This is a genomic window from Paenarthrobacter sp. CC6 (genome assembly GCF_040560085.1).
GTDB lineage: Bacteria > Actinomycetota > Actinomycetes > Actinomycetales > Micrococcaceae > Arthrobacter > Arthrobacter nicotinovorans.
Map to the genome: position 1 here is coordinate 232866 of NZ_JARDAN010000009.1, position 14129 is coordinate 246994.

The following is a 14129-nucleotide window of genomic DNA, read 5'->3' on the forward strand; positions in this document are numbered from 1 at the left end:
CCTTTGCGCAAACTCAGCCGATTCTCCGTGACAGGGCTTGCCGCCCTCCTTACCCTTACAGGTTGCGGCCTGAGCGGAGGCCAGCCCGGCACTGAGGGTAAGGTGGCCGACACGAACCAGCGCATCGTGGTGGACAACTTTCGTGCCCCTGTAGCCAATTGGGCATTGGAATCCGACGCTGCTTACATCCTCTCGCTGTCCGGCTGCCTGGAAACGTTGACCAAGTATGATGCCGCCCAGGGCAAAGTGATGCCGTTCCTCGCCAAGGAGTGGAAGCAGGTCTCACCCCTTGAGTGGGACTTCACCATCCGCGACGGCGTCAAATTCCAGGACGGTACCGAACTCACAGCCGAGTCAGTGGCAGCGTCCTTGAACTCCGTGCTCAAAGCGAAGGTGCCCGCCAGGGCGTTCGGCCCCAGCACCGTGAGCAGCGTCCAAGCCATGGACGCCAGAACCGTCCGGGTGACCACGCCGGCGGAAAGTCCGCTCGTCCCGTTCCGCCTCGCCAGCGTCAACACCGGCATCCTCGCACCGGCTGCATACCAGGGCGCGACGGTCGATCCCTTCGGTCACTGCACCGGCCCGTTCACTCCCGTCTCGGAGAAGGCCAAGCAGTCCCTGACCCTCGACCGCAACCCCGATTATTGGGGCGGCGAGGTCAAACTCGCCGGGGCAGAGGTCCGGTTCATTACCAACGGCGCCACGCGCGCGGCCCAAGTCCAAACAGGGGAAGCCGATATTTCGCTCTCCATCCCTGCCGCCTCCCTGTCCTCCCTGCAGAACGCGCCCGGGGTTTCTGTCCTCAAGGCAGACTCTCCCCGGACGGCCACGCTCTACATGAACAACGGTCGGGCACCGTTCAATAACCTCGGGTTCCGCAAGGCACTTCGGTCCGCCCTGGACCTCGAAGCACTGTCCGCCAGCGTCTACGAGGGTGCCGCACTTCCCGCAGCGGGTCCCTTCGCGTCCTCCGAACCGTGGGCCTCACCCGAGGCAAGTTCGCCCAAGCAGAACGTGGAGGAAGCCAGGAAGCTCCTGGCGGACGCCGGGTACTCCGCGGACCGCCCCCTGGAAATCATCGCCATCGTGGAGCGGGCAGAGTTCGCGGACGTCGCTACGGTCATCCAGGACAACCTGAAGAACATCGGTGTCCCGGTGAGCATCCAGGCCAAGGAATACGCCGCAGCCGAGCCGGACGTTCTTGCCGGCAACTACGACATGATCCTCAGCCAACGCAACAGGCTGATCGACATCGCGGACCCCATCGGATTCCTGACGGCCGATTACACCTGCAAGGGTACGTACAACCTCAGCCACTTCTGCGACGACGGGTACGACCAGCTCATCGCGAAGGCGGCCCAAACAGCCAACACCGAAGAACGCTACAAGCTGTATGCCCAGGCCGGGGGGATCCTGGACGATCAGGCCGTCAACCTTTGGCTCGTCAACGAACAAGCGACAGATGCCGTCCGCAGCAACGTGCTTTCCTATGTGCAGGACCCCCTGTCCCGCTACGTTCTGACGGCCGATACAGCCAAGTCCGGCTCCTGAGGATCCGGGACCAGCGAACCAAAACGCATGATCACGTTCCTCGCGAAGCGGACGGCGACCCTCGTGGCCGCCGTCCTGCTGTCGTCTTTCGCCGTTTTCCTTATTCCCTACGTCACGCCTGGCGATCCTGTCCGAAAGATCATCAGGTCCCGCGTCGCCGGCGACGTCGTGGACGACTCGACCGTTCACGCACTGAGTTCAAGCCTTGGGCTCCAGGACCCTCTTCCCGTTCAGTATCTGCGCTGGCTGCGAGACTTCCTCACCGGAGACATGGGGCTCTCACATATCAGCCGCACGCCCGTGGTTGATCAGGTCATGCCGGCGCTGGGCATCACGCTCAGCCTCGTGCTGGTGGCCTTGGGGACCGCCGTGGTGGTCTCGCTTCCGCTGGGGATTGTTGCGGCGCTGAAGCAGGGCGGCAAGACCGACAAGCTCATCACCACAGTTACCCAATCCTTCATCGCGATGCCGGAATACTGGTTGGCGCCGCTTTTGGTCCTGGTATTCGCGCTTAGATTGTCAATGTTCCCGTCCGCAGGATGGAACACAGCATCGTCCGTTGTCCTGCCGGCGGTAACGCTGGCATTGCGGCCCATCAGCTTCTTCACCTCGGCTGTCCGTGCAGGCATGATCGACGCCCTTGACGCCGAACACATCCAGGCTGCAAGGGCCCGTGGCCTGAGCCGCGTGCAAACAGTCTGGCGGCATGTGATTCCCAACGGACTGGTTCCGTTGTCCACACTTTTCGCCGTCTGGTTCGCCGGACTTTTGGGAGGGTCGGTAATTGTTGAGGTCATTTTGCCATCCCGGGCATGGGGCGTCTCCTGTACGACGCTGTGGTCAACAGTGACATTCCGTTGGCTCAGGGAGGCGTAGTGGTTGTGGTGGCCCTCGCAGTAGCGATCACGACGCTCGCTGACTTCGTCCACCGCATTCTCAGCCCCAAGGTGAGTGGCGCCCTTGCGTAGGAGTTCAGTGATCGACCGCGCCGCCGTCGTCGTCCTCGCCCTGATTGTGGCAGCGATAGCGGCCGCCCCCTGGCTGGTGCCCTTCCCGCCGGATGCGCAAAACCTTGCTGCGCGCCTGGCGCCGCCCAGCGGCGACCACTGGTTGGGAACGGACCATTTGGGCCGGGACACACTAAGCCGCTTGCTCGACGGCGGTCGCTTTTCTTTGGTGGTGGCGGCACTGGCAACAGTGCTGACCGGGGTCATTGGCTTGGCGATCGGTGTGCTTAGTGCGCGCCGCAAGGGTTGGCTGGATGAATTCTTTACGCGCACCAACGACGTCCTGCTGGCCCTGCCGGAGATGGTCGTAGCGCTCTTCATTGTGGCTGCGATGGGTACCGGCTTCACGTCGTTGTTGGTGGCCCTGACCGTCACTGGATGGACGCCCTTTGCCCGGCTTGCCCGGACTCTTGCCTATGACGTGTCCTCACGCGGCTTCATTGAAGCGGCGCGTGTGGTGGGGTGTCCGCCGTCGTTCATTATTTTCCGACACATCCTGCCGCACCTGGCCGCACCGATGCTGGGGCAGGCGACCCTTCGGTTCGGGCAGCTGCTGATCAGCGTGGGTGCATTGTCCTACCTGGGGCTTGGCGTCCAGCCGCCGCAATCTGATTGGGGATCCATGCTTGCTGCGGCCCAGCCGTACGCGGAGAGGGCTCCGTGGGGCATCATCGCACCTGGTCTTGCCATCTTCCTGGTGGCTCTGTGCATCACCCTTATTGGCCAGCGGGCATCCCGCCGGGCCGCGGATCCCGTGGACGTTCTTGTGGTGGAGGGGCAGCATGCCTGAGCTCGTGATCGAAGATCTGACGGTTCGCAACGCCGGTACCGAACGGAATGTGCTGTCAGGGGTCAGTCTTTCGGTTAAACCGGGCGAGTTCGTCGCCTTGGTGGGTGGTTCGGGCTCCGGCAAAACCATGACTGCCAAGTCCATTCTGCGGCTACTGCCCGCGCAACTGGAGATGGCCTCCGGCTCCATCAGGCTCGGCGCTGTGGACGTGGCCCGCGCCCCGGAGACTGAACTTAACCGAATCCGGGGCGGTCGGCTGGGGATGCTCTTCCAGCAACCCAAAAGGATGTTCAACCCGAACAGAACCATCCGCAGGCATCTGAAGGAACCACTGAAGCTTCACGGTGGCTTGCGAGGCAGGGCGGCCGATGCGAAGGTGCACGAATTGCTTGCCGATGTCGGCTTTGAGGATCCGGCCCGGGGCGCGCGGGCGTACCCGCACCAGTTGTCCGGCGGGATGGCGCAACGGGCAATGACAGCCATGGCCCTGGCAGGTCAGCCAGACATCCTCCTCGCTGACGAGCCGACCTCCGCACTGGACAAGGTGCTGGAGCAGCAAATCCTGGAGTTGCTCGACCGGCAACGGATCCAGCGCGGGCTGGGCATCCTCTATATCACGCACAACCTTGCTTCCGTGGCCGCCTTCGCTGACCGGGTGCTGGTGATGGAAGCCGGAGTGATCGTGGAGTCCGGCACCACCGAAGCTGTGCTTGGGAGTCCCCGGACTGCCTATGCACGCAGCCTCCGTGATGCGTCCAACCTGTCGCCCACCAGCACCTCAGATGCCCGGGTACCCGAGCGGACCGTTCTGACATTGAAAAACGTGGTCAAAAACTTCGGCTCCGGACGACGCTGGGGCGGGGGTGGCGTTGACCACCCGGCGCTGGACTCCGTTTCACTCGATGTGAAGCAGGGGGAGATCCTGGGCGTCCTTGGCCAATCCGGGTCCGGGAAGAGCACCCTTGCCCGGGCGATCGTTGGGCTGGAAGAGATCAGCAGCGGGAGCATCGACAGGACGCTTGCAGGGGGAACGAGTGCCCCCACCGCCGTGCAGCTGGTGTTCCAGGAACCGCACGATTCTTTCGATCCCCGGATGACGCTGCGCGCCAGCCTGGAAGCCCCGCTTCAACCCCGCAAACAACTGGCATCTGCCGAACGGAGCCAGCTGCTCAGGGAAGCCATGGAGGAGGTCGAGCTGGACCCTGACCTGCTGGACAGGCGCCCAAGCCAGTGCTCCGGCGGCCAGTTGCAGCGCATCACGATTGCCAGGGCACTGCTGCTGGAACCCGAGGTGCTCATCTGCGATGAAGCCACCTCGGCCCTGGATGCGCTGACCCAGCGAACCATCCTGGACCTGCTCAAACGCCTCCACCGGGAGCGCGGCATGACCCTTGTGGTCATCACCCACGACATGGACGTGGTCCGGCACATGTGCCAGCGGGTCGCCGTCCTCTTCCAAGGCCGTCTGGTTGAACTCACGGACACCCAGAAGTTCTTCGCCGATCCGCAGCACCAGCACAGCCAGGACCTCGTCTCAGCAGCCATCCCTTGCCGGGGGCTGCACCTGAAGAAGATCCGGGCGGCGCTCTAGCGGGAAGCAGGGGACCCGGCCCGTTTCAGCGTGGTATCAACAGCCGAATCTGGGTCCTGATTTCCTGCACCAGGGCCTCGATGTCAATGCCGGTGTTGTCACTTGCTGCCATGGTCATGAACATGACCGCAGACACAACCCGTGCTGTCGTCGCGGCGTCCTGGGCATCAGCCAGTCCTTCCCGGATGAATACGGTGGCGATGGCTTCCTCGGTTTCCCCAACGATCGCCAGGGCTGCGCTGTGGTGTGGCTCTTTGGGGTCTCCGAATACCATTTCGCGCAGGTAGAAGCGTCCGTTGTCGACCTGGGTTCGGTTGCACTCAACGATCGGCTTAACGATGGACATCACCGCATCCAGGGCGCCGGGGGTTTCTTCCGCAGCGGCCCGGCCGCGTTCGAGGGCGGCGGCGTAGTTGGCGTTCTGAACGAGGAGGAGCAGTTCGCCTTTGGTTTTGGCGTAGAGGAACAGGGTTCCGGTGCCGATGTCAGCTTTGTCGGCGATCTGCTGGGTGGTGACCTCCTCCACCCCATATCGGGCGAAGAGTTCAGAGGCTGCGGCGGTGATCCGGTCCAGCTTCTCCTGCTTGTTCCGCTCGCGCCGTCCGAGAGGCTTGGATGTGACAGGCAAGGGGCTCCTCCGAAATCAAAATGACTCGACTCACTAATGAGTGTATCGAAGTGCGGGCCAGGTGCCTTGGCCGGCGTACTGGTCAGGGGGTGAGGAATTCGACGACGGCGGGTGCGAACGTGGCGTGGTTCTGGAAGATACCGCCGTGGCCGGAGTCTGGGTAGATGATCAGTTGGGAACCTTTGATGCGGCGGTGAAGGTCCTCGGAGAGCCTGGACGGCACCATGCGATCGTTGTCGCCGTTGGCGATCAGCGTGGGCTGGGTGAGCAAGGACAGGTCCGACGGGGCCGAGCGGCCGTACTTCCGGATTGCTTTGAGCTGTGTTTGGAACGCGCGGGTGGTGATTGGTTGGTCACGGTTCCCGGTCCGCTCCTGCAGGCGCTTAATGAAGGCTTTCGCAGCGGTTTTGCCGGCGACGTTGCGGTTGAAGAAGAGGAATTCCTTGGGGTCGGAACGGGTGACGGTCGCGCGCAGGATGTCCCAGTAGGTGGTACGGACCACCTTGTCGATGTTCTTCCCACCGCGGGGACCGGTTCCGGTCAGGACCAGTTTGCGGACAAGGGTGGGGTGTTTGGAGATGAGGTCCTGGGCGATCATGCCGCCCAATGAGAAGGAGAAGACATCAATGGTTGTGAAGCCCAGGGCCTTGATAAAGGTGTAGGCGTCGTCGGCCATTGCTTCGATGCTGGTGGGAACGTGTCCTGTGGAGGCGCCGACTCCAGGCTGGTCGAAGGTGATGACGTGGCGGTTCCTGGCAATGGGGTCAATGATCCTGGGATCCCAGTTGTCCAACGTGGCGGCGAGATGCACGAAGAAGATGACGGGGATCCCGCCCCTGGGCCCAAGCTCGCGGTAGGCGAAGCTGATGCCGCCGGCGGTGATGGTTCTGGCCGGTGCCTCCGCATAGGAGGTGATGACCGGCTCGTTGGATGCGTTGGTGTAGTCCATGATGATGGTTCTCCTGGGTTATTGGATTAGTTCCTGGGCGGATAGCAGCGGTGGATCAGGCGGTGACGCTGAGGACTGCTTTGCCTCGGAAGCCACCTGCGGCCAGGGACTGCAGTGCCTCCGGAGCTTGGCCGAAGGTGAAGACTCTCCCTACGATGGGGCGCAGTGCGCCGTCGTCCACCAGGGCGCTGATTCGGCGAAGTTGATCGCCGCTGGCCCGCATGAAGAGGAATTCATAGCTGACGCCGAGCTTCCTTGCTTTCCGGCGGATCTTGCTGCTGAGTGCAGTGGTCGCAAGGAGCAGCACGGGGTTGAGGCCTGCCCTGCGGGCGAAGGCCGGATCGGGCGGGCCGGCGATCCCTATAGCCTTCCCGCCTGGTTTGAGGATGCGCAGTGATTTCTGGAGGTTTTCGCCTCCGAGGCTATCGAGCACCAGATCGTATCCGCTCAGAAGCTTTTCGAAGTCCTGGTTGCGGTAGTCGATGACGACGTCGGCGCCGAGGTCGCGGACGAATCCGGCGTTGGAGCTGCTGGCGGTGGTAGCAACGGTCGCACCGAGATGTTTGGCGAGCTGGATGGCGATGGATCCCACCCCGCCAGCGCCGGCATGGATAAGAACTTTCTGCCCTGGTTGCACATTGCCCTGTTCTACGAGGGCCTGCCATGCCGTCAGCGCTACAAGTGGCAGCGAGCCGGCTTCCTCCATGCTGGCCGCTACGGGCTTGAGCGCGAGGTCTTCCTCCGCGATTGCTATCCGTTCGGCGAAGGTGCCGATGCGGTCTTGGTGGGGGCGGGCGTAAACCTCGTCGCCGGGCTTGAATCCCTTCACGCTTTGTCCCACGCGAAGCACTGTGCCTGCAACGTCGTTGCCGAGGATCAGCTGGAGTTTGTAGGGAAGGATCTGCTTGAACTCGCCCAATCGGATCTTTTCGTCCAGCTGGTTCAGCCCGGCAGCGTGGACCTGCACCAGCACGTCACGGTCGCCTATGACAGGTTCGGCGACATCGGCTTCCTGGAGGGGTTCCTTGTATTTGGTGACAACAAATGCGCGCATGCCGCGGTACTCCTTTGCTAAGTGATCTAACTCAATTATGAGTGGACTCAGTTTTGTAGTCAAGCGTGAAGGGAGAAAGCGCCGTGGCGATGGGGCTGATCCATCACCACGGCGCGGCTGTTGTTACCGGGACTTGCTGGGGGAGAGCTGGGGGTAGAGCGCCTCTATTGGCGCGCTGAGCCCGGCCTTGAGTTGGACCGATGTCTCGTCGGCGAGTACCTCGTATTCACCGGCCTCGACGGCGTCCAGCACCTTGTTGACCAGTTCGGCCGGGTCCATCTTGGGGTCGGTGGTGTGTGCGGCCATCGCCGTGTCCACATACCCCACATGGACGCCCACCACATGGACGCCCTCGGGCGCGAGCTCCAGGCGCAGCGAATTCGTGGCCGACCACAGGGCGGCCTTGGTTGCGCTGTAAATGCCACCGACGGCGTACCAGCTCATGGCGGAGTGGATATCGACGATCGCAGCATTGTCCTTGGCCGACAGGATCGGTGCGAACGCGCGGGCGAGGAAGAGCGGGCCCAGGAAGTTCGTCTCCACATTGGCCCGGATCTCCGCATCAGTGTGGCTGAGAATGCCCGAGGTGGCCACGGATGCTCCAGCGTTGTTGATCAGGACGGTTGCATCGGGCGCAGCCTCGACTGCGGCCTGTATGGACGACGGGTCCGTGATGTCCAAAGTCAGTGGAACGATTCGGTTGTCGTCCCAGATGCGAGGGGTTCGCGCGGTGGCGTAGACCTTGCTGGCGCCCCGCGCCAGGGTGGCGTGGACGAAGTGGGTCCCGATCCCGCCGTTCGCGCCGGTGACGAGGACAACTGCTCCATTGAGTGAGTACATTTTCACGAACTTTCTGTTGTGATTACCGTCGTGGCCAGCTGGCTGGACGGTTCCGGGAGAGGTTTGGCAAGTGCCGCCTTGGTATCCCGGGTGACTGTACTCATAACTGAGTGTGCTCAGAATATATTCCGCGGGTAACCGCCGTTTGCGGGACAGCTTCGGGCGGTGGAGCACGGACGACGGCGACCTGGCCGGGGCTGCACCGAGATGGCCTCCTGGAGTTCCTCCGCCACGGCGCGGCCCATGTCCTCGAGGTTCATGTCCACTGTTGTCAGCGGGGGTTGGGACGTGGTGCTGAAGAGTTCCCAATTGTCGAGCCCAACCACGCCGATGTCGTGCGGTACGGCGAAGGGATTCCTGATTCGAATATATGTTCTAGTCTTGTTGTCATGAGACCGAAGCAAGACTCCGCCGCCTTTGCCCGGATGTTGGCGCAGATAGATGCCGATAACAGCCACCCCAGGCCTGATGACGGGAAGATCATCGAGTTGGAGCCTGGCAGTCAGCCGCTGGTCCGGGTGGGGGAGATCTATGGCCGGGCGATCAAATATACGAGGACCTTTGGGCTTGTTGAGTGGGTGGATGACCGGCGCGTTTATCATGTGGAGTGGTTTCCGGCTGGGCAAGTCAGACGCGTCGACGAGGAATCGTGGAGGGGTCGTCCGCTGTAGGCTCCGGTTCCGCCTTCGGCTGGGCGTCGACTGGCTGGACCAGCGCCGCCATGGGGTATCGCGCTTCCAGGGGGCGGTTAGTCTTGGCTTCACTGGTGAGGGGCCGGGACCAGTAACAAATGTCGGGCTCGTCGTGGAAGTCGGACAGTACGGGCGCCGTTGTCCTGAACCTCGCAGTGGCGACGCTAGGGCGTACGTCTTCCCGAACGGCCGAAAAGACGCCAGCAGCGCGCGCCCAGCAAGAAAGAAGCGACGCCGATGATCGCCGGTACGATCAGCCATGCCCAACCGCTGGTCCACTCAATGCCAACCGCCTCGGCTGTAGAGAAGGTGGTGACATCGACGAACAGGAACTCCGCGTGCGCCTTCATGGGTGTGCTTGAGTCCGTCGCTGCCAGCATGCCAAAAGCGAAGGTCAGGAAGAGGACCCAGTAAGCGAACAACATCGACCCTGCTGAGATGACGCCGATTGACCATAGAGGTTGGAGGTCTTCATCGTCGCCATATTGCCGGGCTAGCGACTTGGGCGATCCGAGGTCATCGAGGCTTACGTCGATGCCGCGGGGATCGGAGAGTATTGCTTGCCGTAGTTCCCTGATTGTCGACCTGCGGTGCTTGCCGTTCATGACGGCCTCAAGGTGCCAGTCGACACGGGCAAGATACGTCTCCGTACGTAGGCGGGCAGGAAACGATGGGCGGGGATCCTCTGTCTGCAGGGTGCTGCTGGTCATGGCTGGAGGTGCTCCTTCTCGGTTGCTTGGTGGACCGCCGCGGCTACCAGGAGCCACTGCTCTTTCGCGGCCGACCTGGCTTTTGTGCCGGCCGCAGTGAGTGCAAAGTACTTGCGGGGCGGCCCGTTGCTGGACGTGACTTTTCTCGTGCTGACCAGGCCATCGCGCTCAAGTCTGCTAAGCACGGGGTAGACCAATCCGGTTGATACGTCCAGCCCCAGGCCGGCCAGCCGTTCGACAAGTTGATAGCCATAAGATTCGTTCTCGCCGATCAAAGTGAGGGTCAATAGGGGCAGGACGGCCCGAAGCATCTGGGCGTCCTGTTGGGCCTGAATTCTGGACATGGTATTACTGAATCATTAATAGTGAAGAAGGGCAAGCTCGCGAGGAACGACGCGTCCACAGGTGTTCGCCGTGATGGATGGTGGAGCGGCGACCCCTAAAGGGGCGTTTCGGCCGCAAGCATGGATGGGCGGCTGCGGGCCGGGAATCCCGACACCTGCCGGCGTTGCCGCGGGAACTTGGGCGGCCGCATCACGATGACGGCGATCCATCAAGAGAGGCGGAGGCGGATCGTCAAGCAATAGCAAATGGCTTCGACGGGAAGCGTTTGTAGGCGAACCAAAAGGTAGAGCTGGCGCACTGAGGGCGAGGCTCGGCGAGGACAAGCAGCCCACCGTCGCAGCCAAGGTCGTACGACGCCGGGTGGCCCGGAATGTTGCGTCCGGACTAAGCCTGGGCTGCCGCGCCGGGTAGCGGGGAGGCCGCAGGAGGTACAGTCGGCGTCGTCTGATCGACGAGAGGCTGGTAGCGGCGGGCGGCCGGCTCCCAGAGTGAGTTCCAGCGATCTGTCGTGGCATCGATGGCGTGGCTGCCTGAGTGGTCGGGGCTTGCATTCATTTTGTGTCTCCGAAGTTTATTTGGGATCAAAATTTAGTGCCTGAAGTAGTATCTGACCTGTGCGGGAGGGAGGTCAAGAGCCAATAAGTGCAGAGCCCTCCGTGTCCACTCCGCAGGAATCGCGGCTCCCGTAGACCGGAACGGTGATGTTCTGGTGACTCAACCTTTTTGGGCCCTTTTGACGTCGGTCTGATATCGGGCCCTTAAGGAACTCCACGGGGGGACCGTTTTGTTTGGCCAACGACTTTGTTGGCCAACGACGGAGACCTTGCGGCCTTGGGCGATCGCGGGCAAGGTTCGGCGGGCGGGGTGGATGTCGTCGTCGTTATTCTGGCCAGTGAGCGCTTTGGTCCCGGAGCTGTCGAGACTGAACACGTCTACGCCGCCGCGCTCCAAGGCGACGCCGTGGCACGGTGGATTCTTGAACGGCTGGCGGACCGGATGGCGAGGGACATAAGGAGCGGTCGCCGCCATCCACAACCCCGAACCTATGGTGATAGGTGGTGCAGTTGCCAGGTCGGCCGGCGCCCTGCTCGAACCAATTTCAGTGCGGCTCCCCGCGAATTCCCGCTACGGTCCCGTCGCTGGCAGTGTCGCCTTTGGGCGATTCCGTGGTGACCATGGGTGCGGTGCGAAGTGCCCTGGACTTCGTGGAAAAGGAAACCCTCAACATGGAACTGCGCCACAAGCGGGCCACCAAACCACCACCGGCGCCCTAGTACCTCAGCCTCCAAGTACCGGGTGCAGGAACTACCGGTGCGCAGATCCTTGGTTGATCAGAAGGCCCCACATGTGCTGGCAGATCATCAGATGTCCGGACGCTACAAAAGGCGCATCCACAGCCGGCTACCTGCACCTACTCCCGGGGTTCGACGCTTCCCGTTTCCGGGTCGAAGCTATAAGGAACCCGCAGGGGCAGGTCGAAATCCATGATCAGTTCGTTGACGGCCTGAGACACCGCGTCCCTGGCGTCACCGCTGAGCGCGGCCTCTGCAGCGCAATATGCAGCGATCTCCCCCCTGCTCGCATTGCCCCCATTGGCGAGTTGTGCGACCCAAACGTCGTCGGGACTGAGGGCGAGCAGATCAATGGCTGCCCTCGTCAGCGCCTGCTGGTCGAAGCCATTCATCACGCACCTCAGTTACTTCTAATCTGAAGATGCAAGTCTATCTAGCAAAAATGTGCATGAACAGACCTGGGAGCCTCAGCCGTGGCGACCTCCACCGGCAGTGAAGAGCGGGACCCGGCGGTCACCCGATATTCACTGTGAGCTCTTGCCCTTCCTCGTCTGACTCGGCAGCGGCGCGGGCAACGGCCCTGAGCGAACGTTCGGAGCCATGCACCCCAGGCACCATCCATGCCTCCCCTCGGAGTCGCATGGGACCCAACAAAGACAACCGGACCAACCGACGCGCGGGCTAACTGCAGTGCACCGAACGCTTGTGCGCAGGGGAAGCTGCGTCAAAGGAAGAACCGGCCCGGACGTCGCCTGCTCCCTGAGAGGAAGGGGCACAGCGGACGGCCGGGACTTATTCCAAGCCTGCCCGCGTGGCGTCGTCGAGCGGGGTTTGCAGGGACATCGGTGCTGAAAGATCAAAGCGCCTGCCGGTGATGGACCGGGGAACTATCCGATAGAGGAAGTCCTGGCCAATTCCTTGCCAAGGGAAGAGGGCCCGCCGCAATTCGTCCATGGTGGGGCTGCCCGGCCCGGCTGCTTCGGCGGCACCTTTCACCACAACGCTCCAGGCGATGCCGAACTCCCCGCTCACCGAATCCGATTCCAGCGCCACCACGGAGTCGGCTTCCATGGCCTGATGTTTGGTCCCCATCCCGGTTCGAAAGACAATCGTCTCGTTGTCTACCGCAAAGTTCACCGGAAAGATGTCCGGGTGTCCGTCCACGATGACCGAGAGACGGCCAACGTGTGTTTCGCCCAGAAGCCTCCAGCAATCGTCGGCTCCGAGGACTTCTGCCTCAGGCACTATGTTGTTGTCTGTCATGCCGCGATCCTATGGCGGTGCGATCCGCCTCGACAGGGCCCAAAGTCCCGCTGCCGTTGCCGCCAACGCCGGCAGGTCGTGCCGGCTGCCGTGAGCCGCGTCGCCTGGTCCGGTTCCATCTCAGGGGGTGGTTTCGTGTGTATGAACCACGACTACCGGGCAATGCGCGTGGGCGACGACGGCCGAACTCACTGAGCCCAAAAGGAGTCCGCCAAAGCCCCCGTGTCCGCGGCGGCCGACGACGACGAGCGCTGCATGCTTGCTTCCCTCCACCAAAGCGGCGCGTGCGGATCCCTGAACGAGACGCCTGCTCACATTCTTCGGCAGGTCCGCCCCGAAGGCCTTCGCGAGGGCCTCCTCCATGTTCTGCTCGGCGTCGTGGGCAAAACCGTCGATCCCCATTGCCAGGTAGGCCTCGTAGCCAACGGGCAATTCCCAACAGGCCCAGGCTTCCAAAGGCGCAGTGAGGGCCATGGCCAGATGTTGGCCCTGACGCAGGGCTTCAACTGAAGCGGGAGACCCGTCGACCCCTACGATCACCTTGCTGGGATCCAAACGCCCGGCCATCACTGGCTCCTCTTTGCGGCCTGGGACTTCATCAGGGACAGCAGCTGCGCGCCCCAGGTTTTCGCGCGATCGGTTTCGCCGGGAAGGAGGGGTCCCTCAGTGCCTCCGACATAGAAAGGCATGGGCTTGCTGACGGGAGTGGCTCCCGCCTTTTTCAAGTGCCTCGAAATCTTCCCGGCAGCGTCACCGTGGATGAACAGCTTGACCCGGGTGTCGAAAGCAGCAGCCAACACCCCCATGAGTCCCTCGGACTCGACGGCGGTCAGTGTTTCCATGGTCTTTGGAGTGGGGCGCCAGCCATTAATAGGGCTTCCTACTACCAGCAGGTCTCCTACCGAGAGATCAGCACGCCGGAACCGGGCAACTGGTACTGTGCTGGCGTTGGCGGTGCCAAGACCCGAAGCCACCGCTTCCGCGATTGCCTTGGTATTTCCGTAAGCGGAATCGTAAACAATCAGTGCTTTCATGGTGTTTCCTTATCTTTTCCCTGACGTTGCTTGGAGGCGGTTGTCTTCCTGCGGCCGGGACGGGCATCCATGAAGAGGGTTGCCCAGAAGGTGCCACCGCCCATCACCATGAAGCCTGTTATTCCCAGTACCGGTTCACTGAGGGCGACGCCGGTGAGCAACAAGCCGAGTCCGGCCAGTCCGACGAGGACTCCACGCACGGTCTGCGTCCAGCGGATTCGTCCCAAGTCCTCCAAGCTCATGAGCGCAGCCAGCTTGGGATCCTCTTCCTCGAGTCCCTTGGCGATCTTGTCCAATTCAAGTTTCTCGAAGTTGGAAAGTTCCATGGTTTGCCTCCTGTCCTCCAGTCCCAGCATGGGCGGCCGACGGTCCTTCAAACAGGG

The 14129-nt window shown here is 62.4% G+C and carries 20 protein-coding genes; 7 read left to right on the forward strand and 13 right to left on the reverse strand.

The annotated features are described in order from the left end of the window. Window positions 1-3 precede the first annotated feature (3 nt). The 5 genes from PV760_RS11375 to PV760_RS11395 are packed head-to-tail and all read left to right on the forward strand — an operon-like array spanning window position 4 to window position 4939. Window positions 4-1551, forward strand: coding sequence for an ABC transporter substrate-binding protein (locus tag PV760_RS11375; RefSeq protein ID WP_110504183.1), 1548 nt, complete (start codon window positions 4-6; stop codon window positions 1549-1551). 27 nt (window positions 1552-1578) lie between these two features. Continuing rightward, window positions 1579-2427: an ABC transporter permease gene (locus tag PV760_RS11380; protein WP_354627776.1), complete on the forward strand. Its 849-nt coding sequence runs from the start codon at window positions 1579-1581 to the stop codon at window positions 2425-2427. Beyond that, window positions 2364-2519, forward strand: coding sequence for a hypothetical protein (locus PV760_RS11385; RefSeq protein WP_354627777.1), 156 nt, complete (start codon window positions 2364-2366; stop codon window positions 2517-2519). The genes PV760_RS11380 and PV760_RS11385 overlap by 64 nt, the downstream gene beginning before the upstream one ends. After that, entirely contained in the window at window positions 2503-3348 is an 846-nt protein-coding gene (locus PV760_RS11390; protein WP_354627778.1) for an ABC transporter permease, read from the forward strand. Before PV760_RS11385 ends, PV760_RS11390 begins: the two co-directional genes overlap by 17 nt. Next, on the forward strand, window positions 3341-4939 hold the full coding sequence (locus PV760_RS11395; RefSeq protein WP_354627779.1) for an ATP-binding cassette domain-containing protein: 1599 nt from the start codon (window positions 3341-3343) through the stop codon (window positions 4937-4939). Before PV760_RS11390 ends, PV760_RS11395 begins: the two co-directional genes overlap by 8 nt. 25 nt (window positions 4940-4964) lie before the next feature. Here the strand turns inward: PV760_RS11395 and PV760_RS11400 are convergent, their stop codons facing one another. From PV760_RS11400 to PV760_RS11420, 5 genes are all read right to left on the reverse strand, one after another. Further along, complete coding sequence (locus PV760_RS11400) at window positions 4965-5567, reverse strand: TetR/AcrR family transcriptional regulator (RefSeq protein WP_354627780.1); 603 nt, start codon at window positions 5565-5567, stop codon at window positions 4965-4967. A gap of 82 nt (window positions 5568-5649) precedes the next feature. Beyond that, window positions 5650-6516 (reverse strand): alpha/beta fold hydrolase, encoded by an 867-nt coding sequence (locus PV760_RS11405; RefSeq protein WP_354627781.1) that lies wholly within the window; start codon window positions 6514-6516, stop codon window positions 5650-5652. 55 nt (window positions 6517-6571) lie between these two features. After that, window positions 6572-7570 carry an NADP-dependent oxidoreductase gene (locus PV760_RS11410; RefSeq protein WP_039241032.1) on the reverse strand — a complete coding sequence of 333 codons (999 nt, stop codon included), beginning with the start codon at window positions 7568-7570 and terminating at the stop codon, window positions 6572-6574. 123 nt (window positions 7571-7693) lie between these two features. Beyond that, window positions 7694-8410 carry an SDR family oxidoreductase gene (locus PV760_RS11415; RefSeq protein ID WP_354627813.1) on the reverse strand — a complete coding sequence of 239 codons (717 nt, stop codon included), beginning with the start codon at window positions 8408-8410 and terminating at the stop codon, window positions 7694-7696. Between the two features lie 116 nt (window positions 8411-8526). Further along, window positions 8527-8868 carry a substrate-binding domain-containing protein gene (locus tag PV760_RS11420; RefSeq protein ID WP_354627782.1) on the reverse strand — a complete coding sequence of 114 codons (342 nt, stop codon included), beginning with the start codon at window positions 8866-8868 and terminating at the stop codon, window positions 8527-8529. On the opposite strand from PV760_RS11420, the gene PV760_RS11425 reads away from it, so the two are divergent. Continuing rightward, on the forward strand, window positions 8800-9081 hold the full coding sequence (locus PV760_RS11425) for a hypothetical protein (RefSeq protein WP_035733907.1): 282 nt from the start codon (window positions 8800-8802) through the stop codon (window positions 9079-9081). The two genes, PV760_RS11420 and PV760_RS11425, sit on opposite strands and share 69 nt — an antisense overlap. A 185-nt stretch (window positions 9082-9266) precedes the next feature. Here PV760_RS11425 and PV760_RS11430 read toward each other — a convergent pair whose 3' ends face one another. From PV760_RS11430 to PV760_RS11440, 3 genes are all read right to left on the reverse strand, one after another. After that, entirely contained in the window at window positions 9267-9812 is a 546-nt protein-coding gene (locus PV760_RS11430) for a hypothetical protein (protein ID WP_018778543.1), read from the reverse strand. Beyond that, entirely contained in the window at window positions 9809-10156 is a 348-nt protein-coding gene (locus PV760_RS11435; RefSeq protein ID WP_018778542.1) for a PadR family transcriptional regulator, read from the reverse strand. The genes PV760_RS11430 and PV760_RS11435 overlap by 4 nt, the downstream gene beginning before the upstream one ends. A 385-nt stretch (window positions 10157-10541) precedes the next feature. Continuing rightward, complete coding sequence (locus tag PV760_RS11440; RefSeq protein ID WP_155845942.1) at window positions 10542-10712, reverse strand: hypothetical protein; 171 nt, start codon at window positions 10710-10712, stop codon at window positions 10542-10544. 590 nt (window positions 10713-11302) lie between these two features. Between PV760_RS11440 and PV760_RS11445 the strand changes: the two genes are divergently transcribed. Then, window positions 11303-11431, forward strand: a complete 129-nt coding sequence (locus PV760_RS11445; RefSeq protein ID WP_354627783.1) for a hypothetical protein — start codon at window positions 11303-11305, stop codon at window positions 11429-11431. Between the two features lie 137 nt (window positions 11432-11568). Here PV760_RS11445 and PV760_RS11450 read toward each other — a convergent pair whose 3' ends face one another. The 5 genes from PV760_RS11450 to PV760_RS11470 form a co-directional block, all read right to left on the reverse strand. Further along, entirely contained in the window at window positions 11569-11844 is a 276-nt protein-coding gene (locus PV760_RS11450; protein ID WP_155845941.1) for a hypothetical protein, read from the reverse strand. Between the two features lie 397 nt (window positions 11845-12241). Then, complete coding sequence (locus PV760_RS11455) at window positions 12242-12712, reverse strand: pyridoxamine 5'-phosphate oxidase family protein (protein ID WP_018778539.1); 471 nt, start codon at window positions 12710-12712, stop codon at window positions 12242-12244. A gap of 120 nt (window positions 12713-12832) precedes the next feature. Beyond that, complete coding sequence (locus tag PV760_RS11460; RefSeq protein ID WP_039241036.1) at window positions 12833-13279, reverse strand: universal stress protein; 447 nt, start codon at window positions 13277-13279, stop codon at window positions 12833-12835. Further along, the gene (locus PV760_RS11465) at window positions 13279-13746 is read right to left on the reverse strand and encodes a flavodoxin family protein (protein WP_018778537.1); all 468 of its coding nucleotides are present in this window, start codon (window positions 13744-13746) and stop codon (window positions 13279-13281) included. The genes PV760_RS11460 and PV760_RS11465 overlap by 1 nt, the downstream gene beginning before the upstream one ends. Beyond that, window positions 13743-14072, reverse strand: coding sequence for a DUF3040 domain-containing protein (locus PV760_RS11470; protein ID WP_160291498.1), 330 nt, complete (start codon window positions 14070-14072; stop codon window positions 13743-13745). The genes PV760_RS11465 and PV760_RS11470 overlap by 4 nt, the downstream gene beginning before the upstream one ends. Between the last annotated feature and the right edge of the window lie 57 nt (window positions 14073-14129).

Excerpts from the sequence above, each read along its gene's own strand:
- PV760_RS11385 (WP_354627777.1), top strand. The coding sequence starts at position 2,364 with ATGGGGCGTCTCCTGTACGACGCTGTGGTCAACAGTGACATTCCGTTG.
- PV760_RS11430 (WP_018778543.1), bottom strand. The coding sequence starts at position 9,812 with ATGACCAGCAGCACCCTGCAGACAGAGGATCCCCGCCCATCGTTTCCT.
- PV760_RS11455 (WP_018778539.1), bottom strand. The coding sequence starts at position 12,712 with ATGACAGACAACAACATAGTGCCTGAGGCAGAAGTCCTCGGAGCCGAC.
- PV760_RS11440 (WP_155845942.1), bottom strand. The coding sequence starts at position 10,712 with ATGAATGCAAGCCCCGACCACTCAGGCAGCCACGCCATCGATGCCACG.
- PV760_RS11465 (WP_018778537.1), bottom strand. The coding sequence starts at position 13,746 with ATGAAAGCACTGATTGTTTACGATTCCGCTTACGGAAATACCAAGGCA.
- PV760_RS11425 (WP_035733907.1), top strand. The coding sequence starts at position 8,800 with ATGAGACCGAAGCAAGACTCCGCCGCCTTTGCCCGGATGTTGGCGCAG.
- PV760_RS11405 (WP_354627781.1), bottom strand. The coding sequence starts at position 6,516 with ATGGACTACACCAACGCATCCAACGAGCCGGTCATCACCTCCTATGCG.
- PV760_RS11410 (WP_039241032.1), bottom strand. The coding sequence starts at position 7,570 with ATGCGCGCATTTGTTGTCACCAAATACAAGGAACCCCTCCAGGAAGCC.
- PV760_RS11470 (WP_160291498.1), bottom strand. The coding sequence starts at position 14,072 with ATGGAACTTTCCAACTTCGAGAAACTTGAATTGGACAAGATCGCCAAG.
- PV760_RS11435 (WP_018778542.1), bottom strand. The coding sequence starts at position 10,156 with ATGTCCAGAATTCAGGCCCAACAGGACGCCCAGATGCTTCGGGCCGTC.
- PV760_RS11415 (WP_354627813.1), bottom strand. The coding sequence starts at position 8,410 with ATGTACTCACTCAATGGAGCAGTTGTCCTCGTCACCGGCGCGAACGGC.
- PV760_RS11460 (WP_039241036.1), bottom strand. The coding sequence starts at position 13,279 with ATGGCCGGGCGTTTGGATCCCAGCAAGGTGATCGTAGGGGTCGACGGG.
- PV760_RS11380 (WP_354627776.1), top strand. The coding sequence starts at position 1,579 with ATGATCACGTTCCTCGCGAAGCGGACGGCGACCCTCGTGGCCGCCGTC.
- PV760_RS11395 (WP_354627779.1), top strand. The coding sequence starts at position 3,341 with ATGCCTGAGCTCGTGATCGAAGATCTGACGGTTCGCAACGCCGGTACC.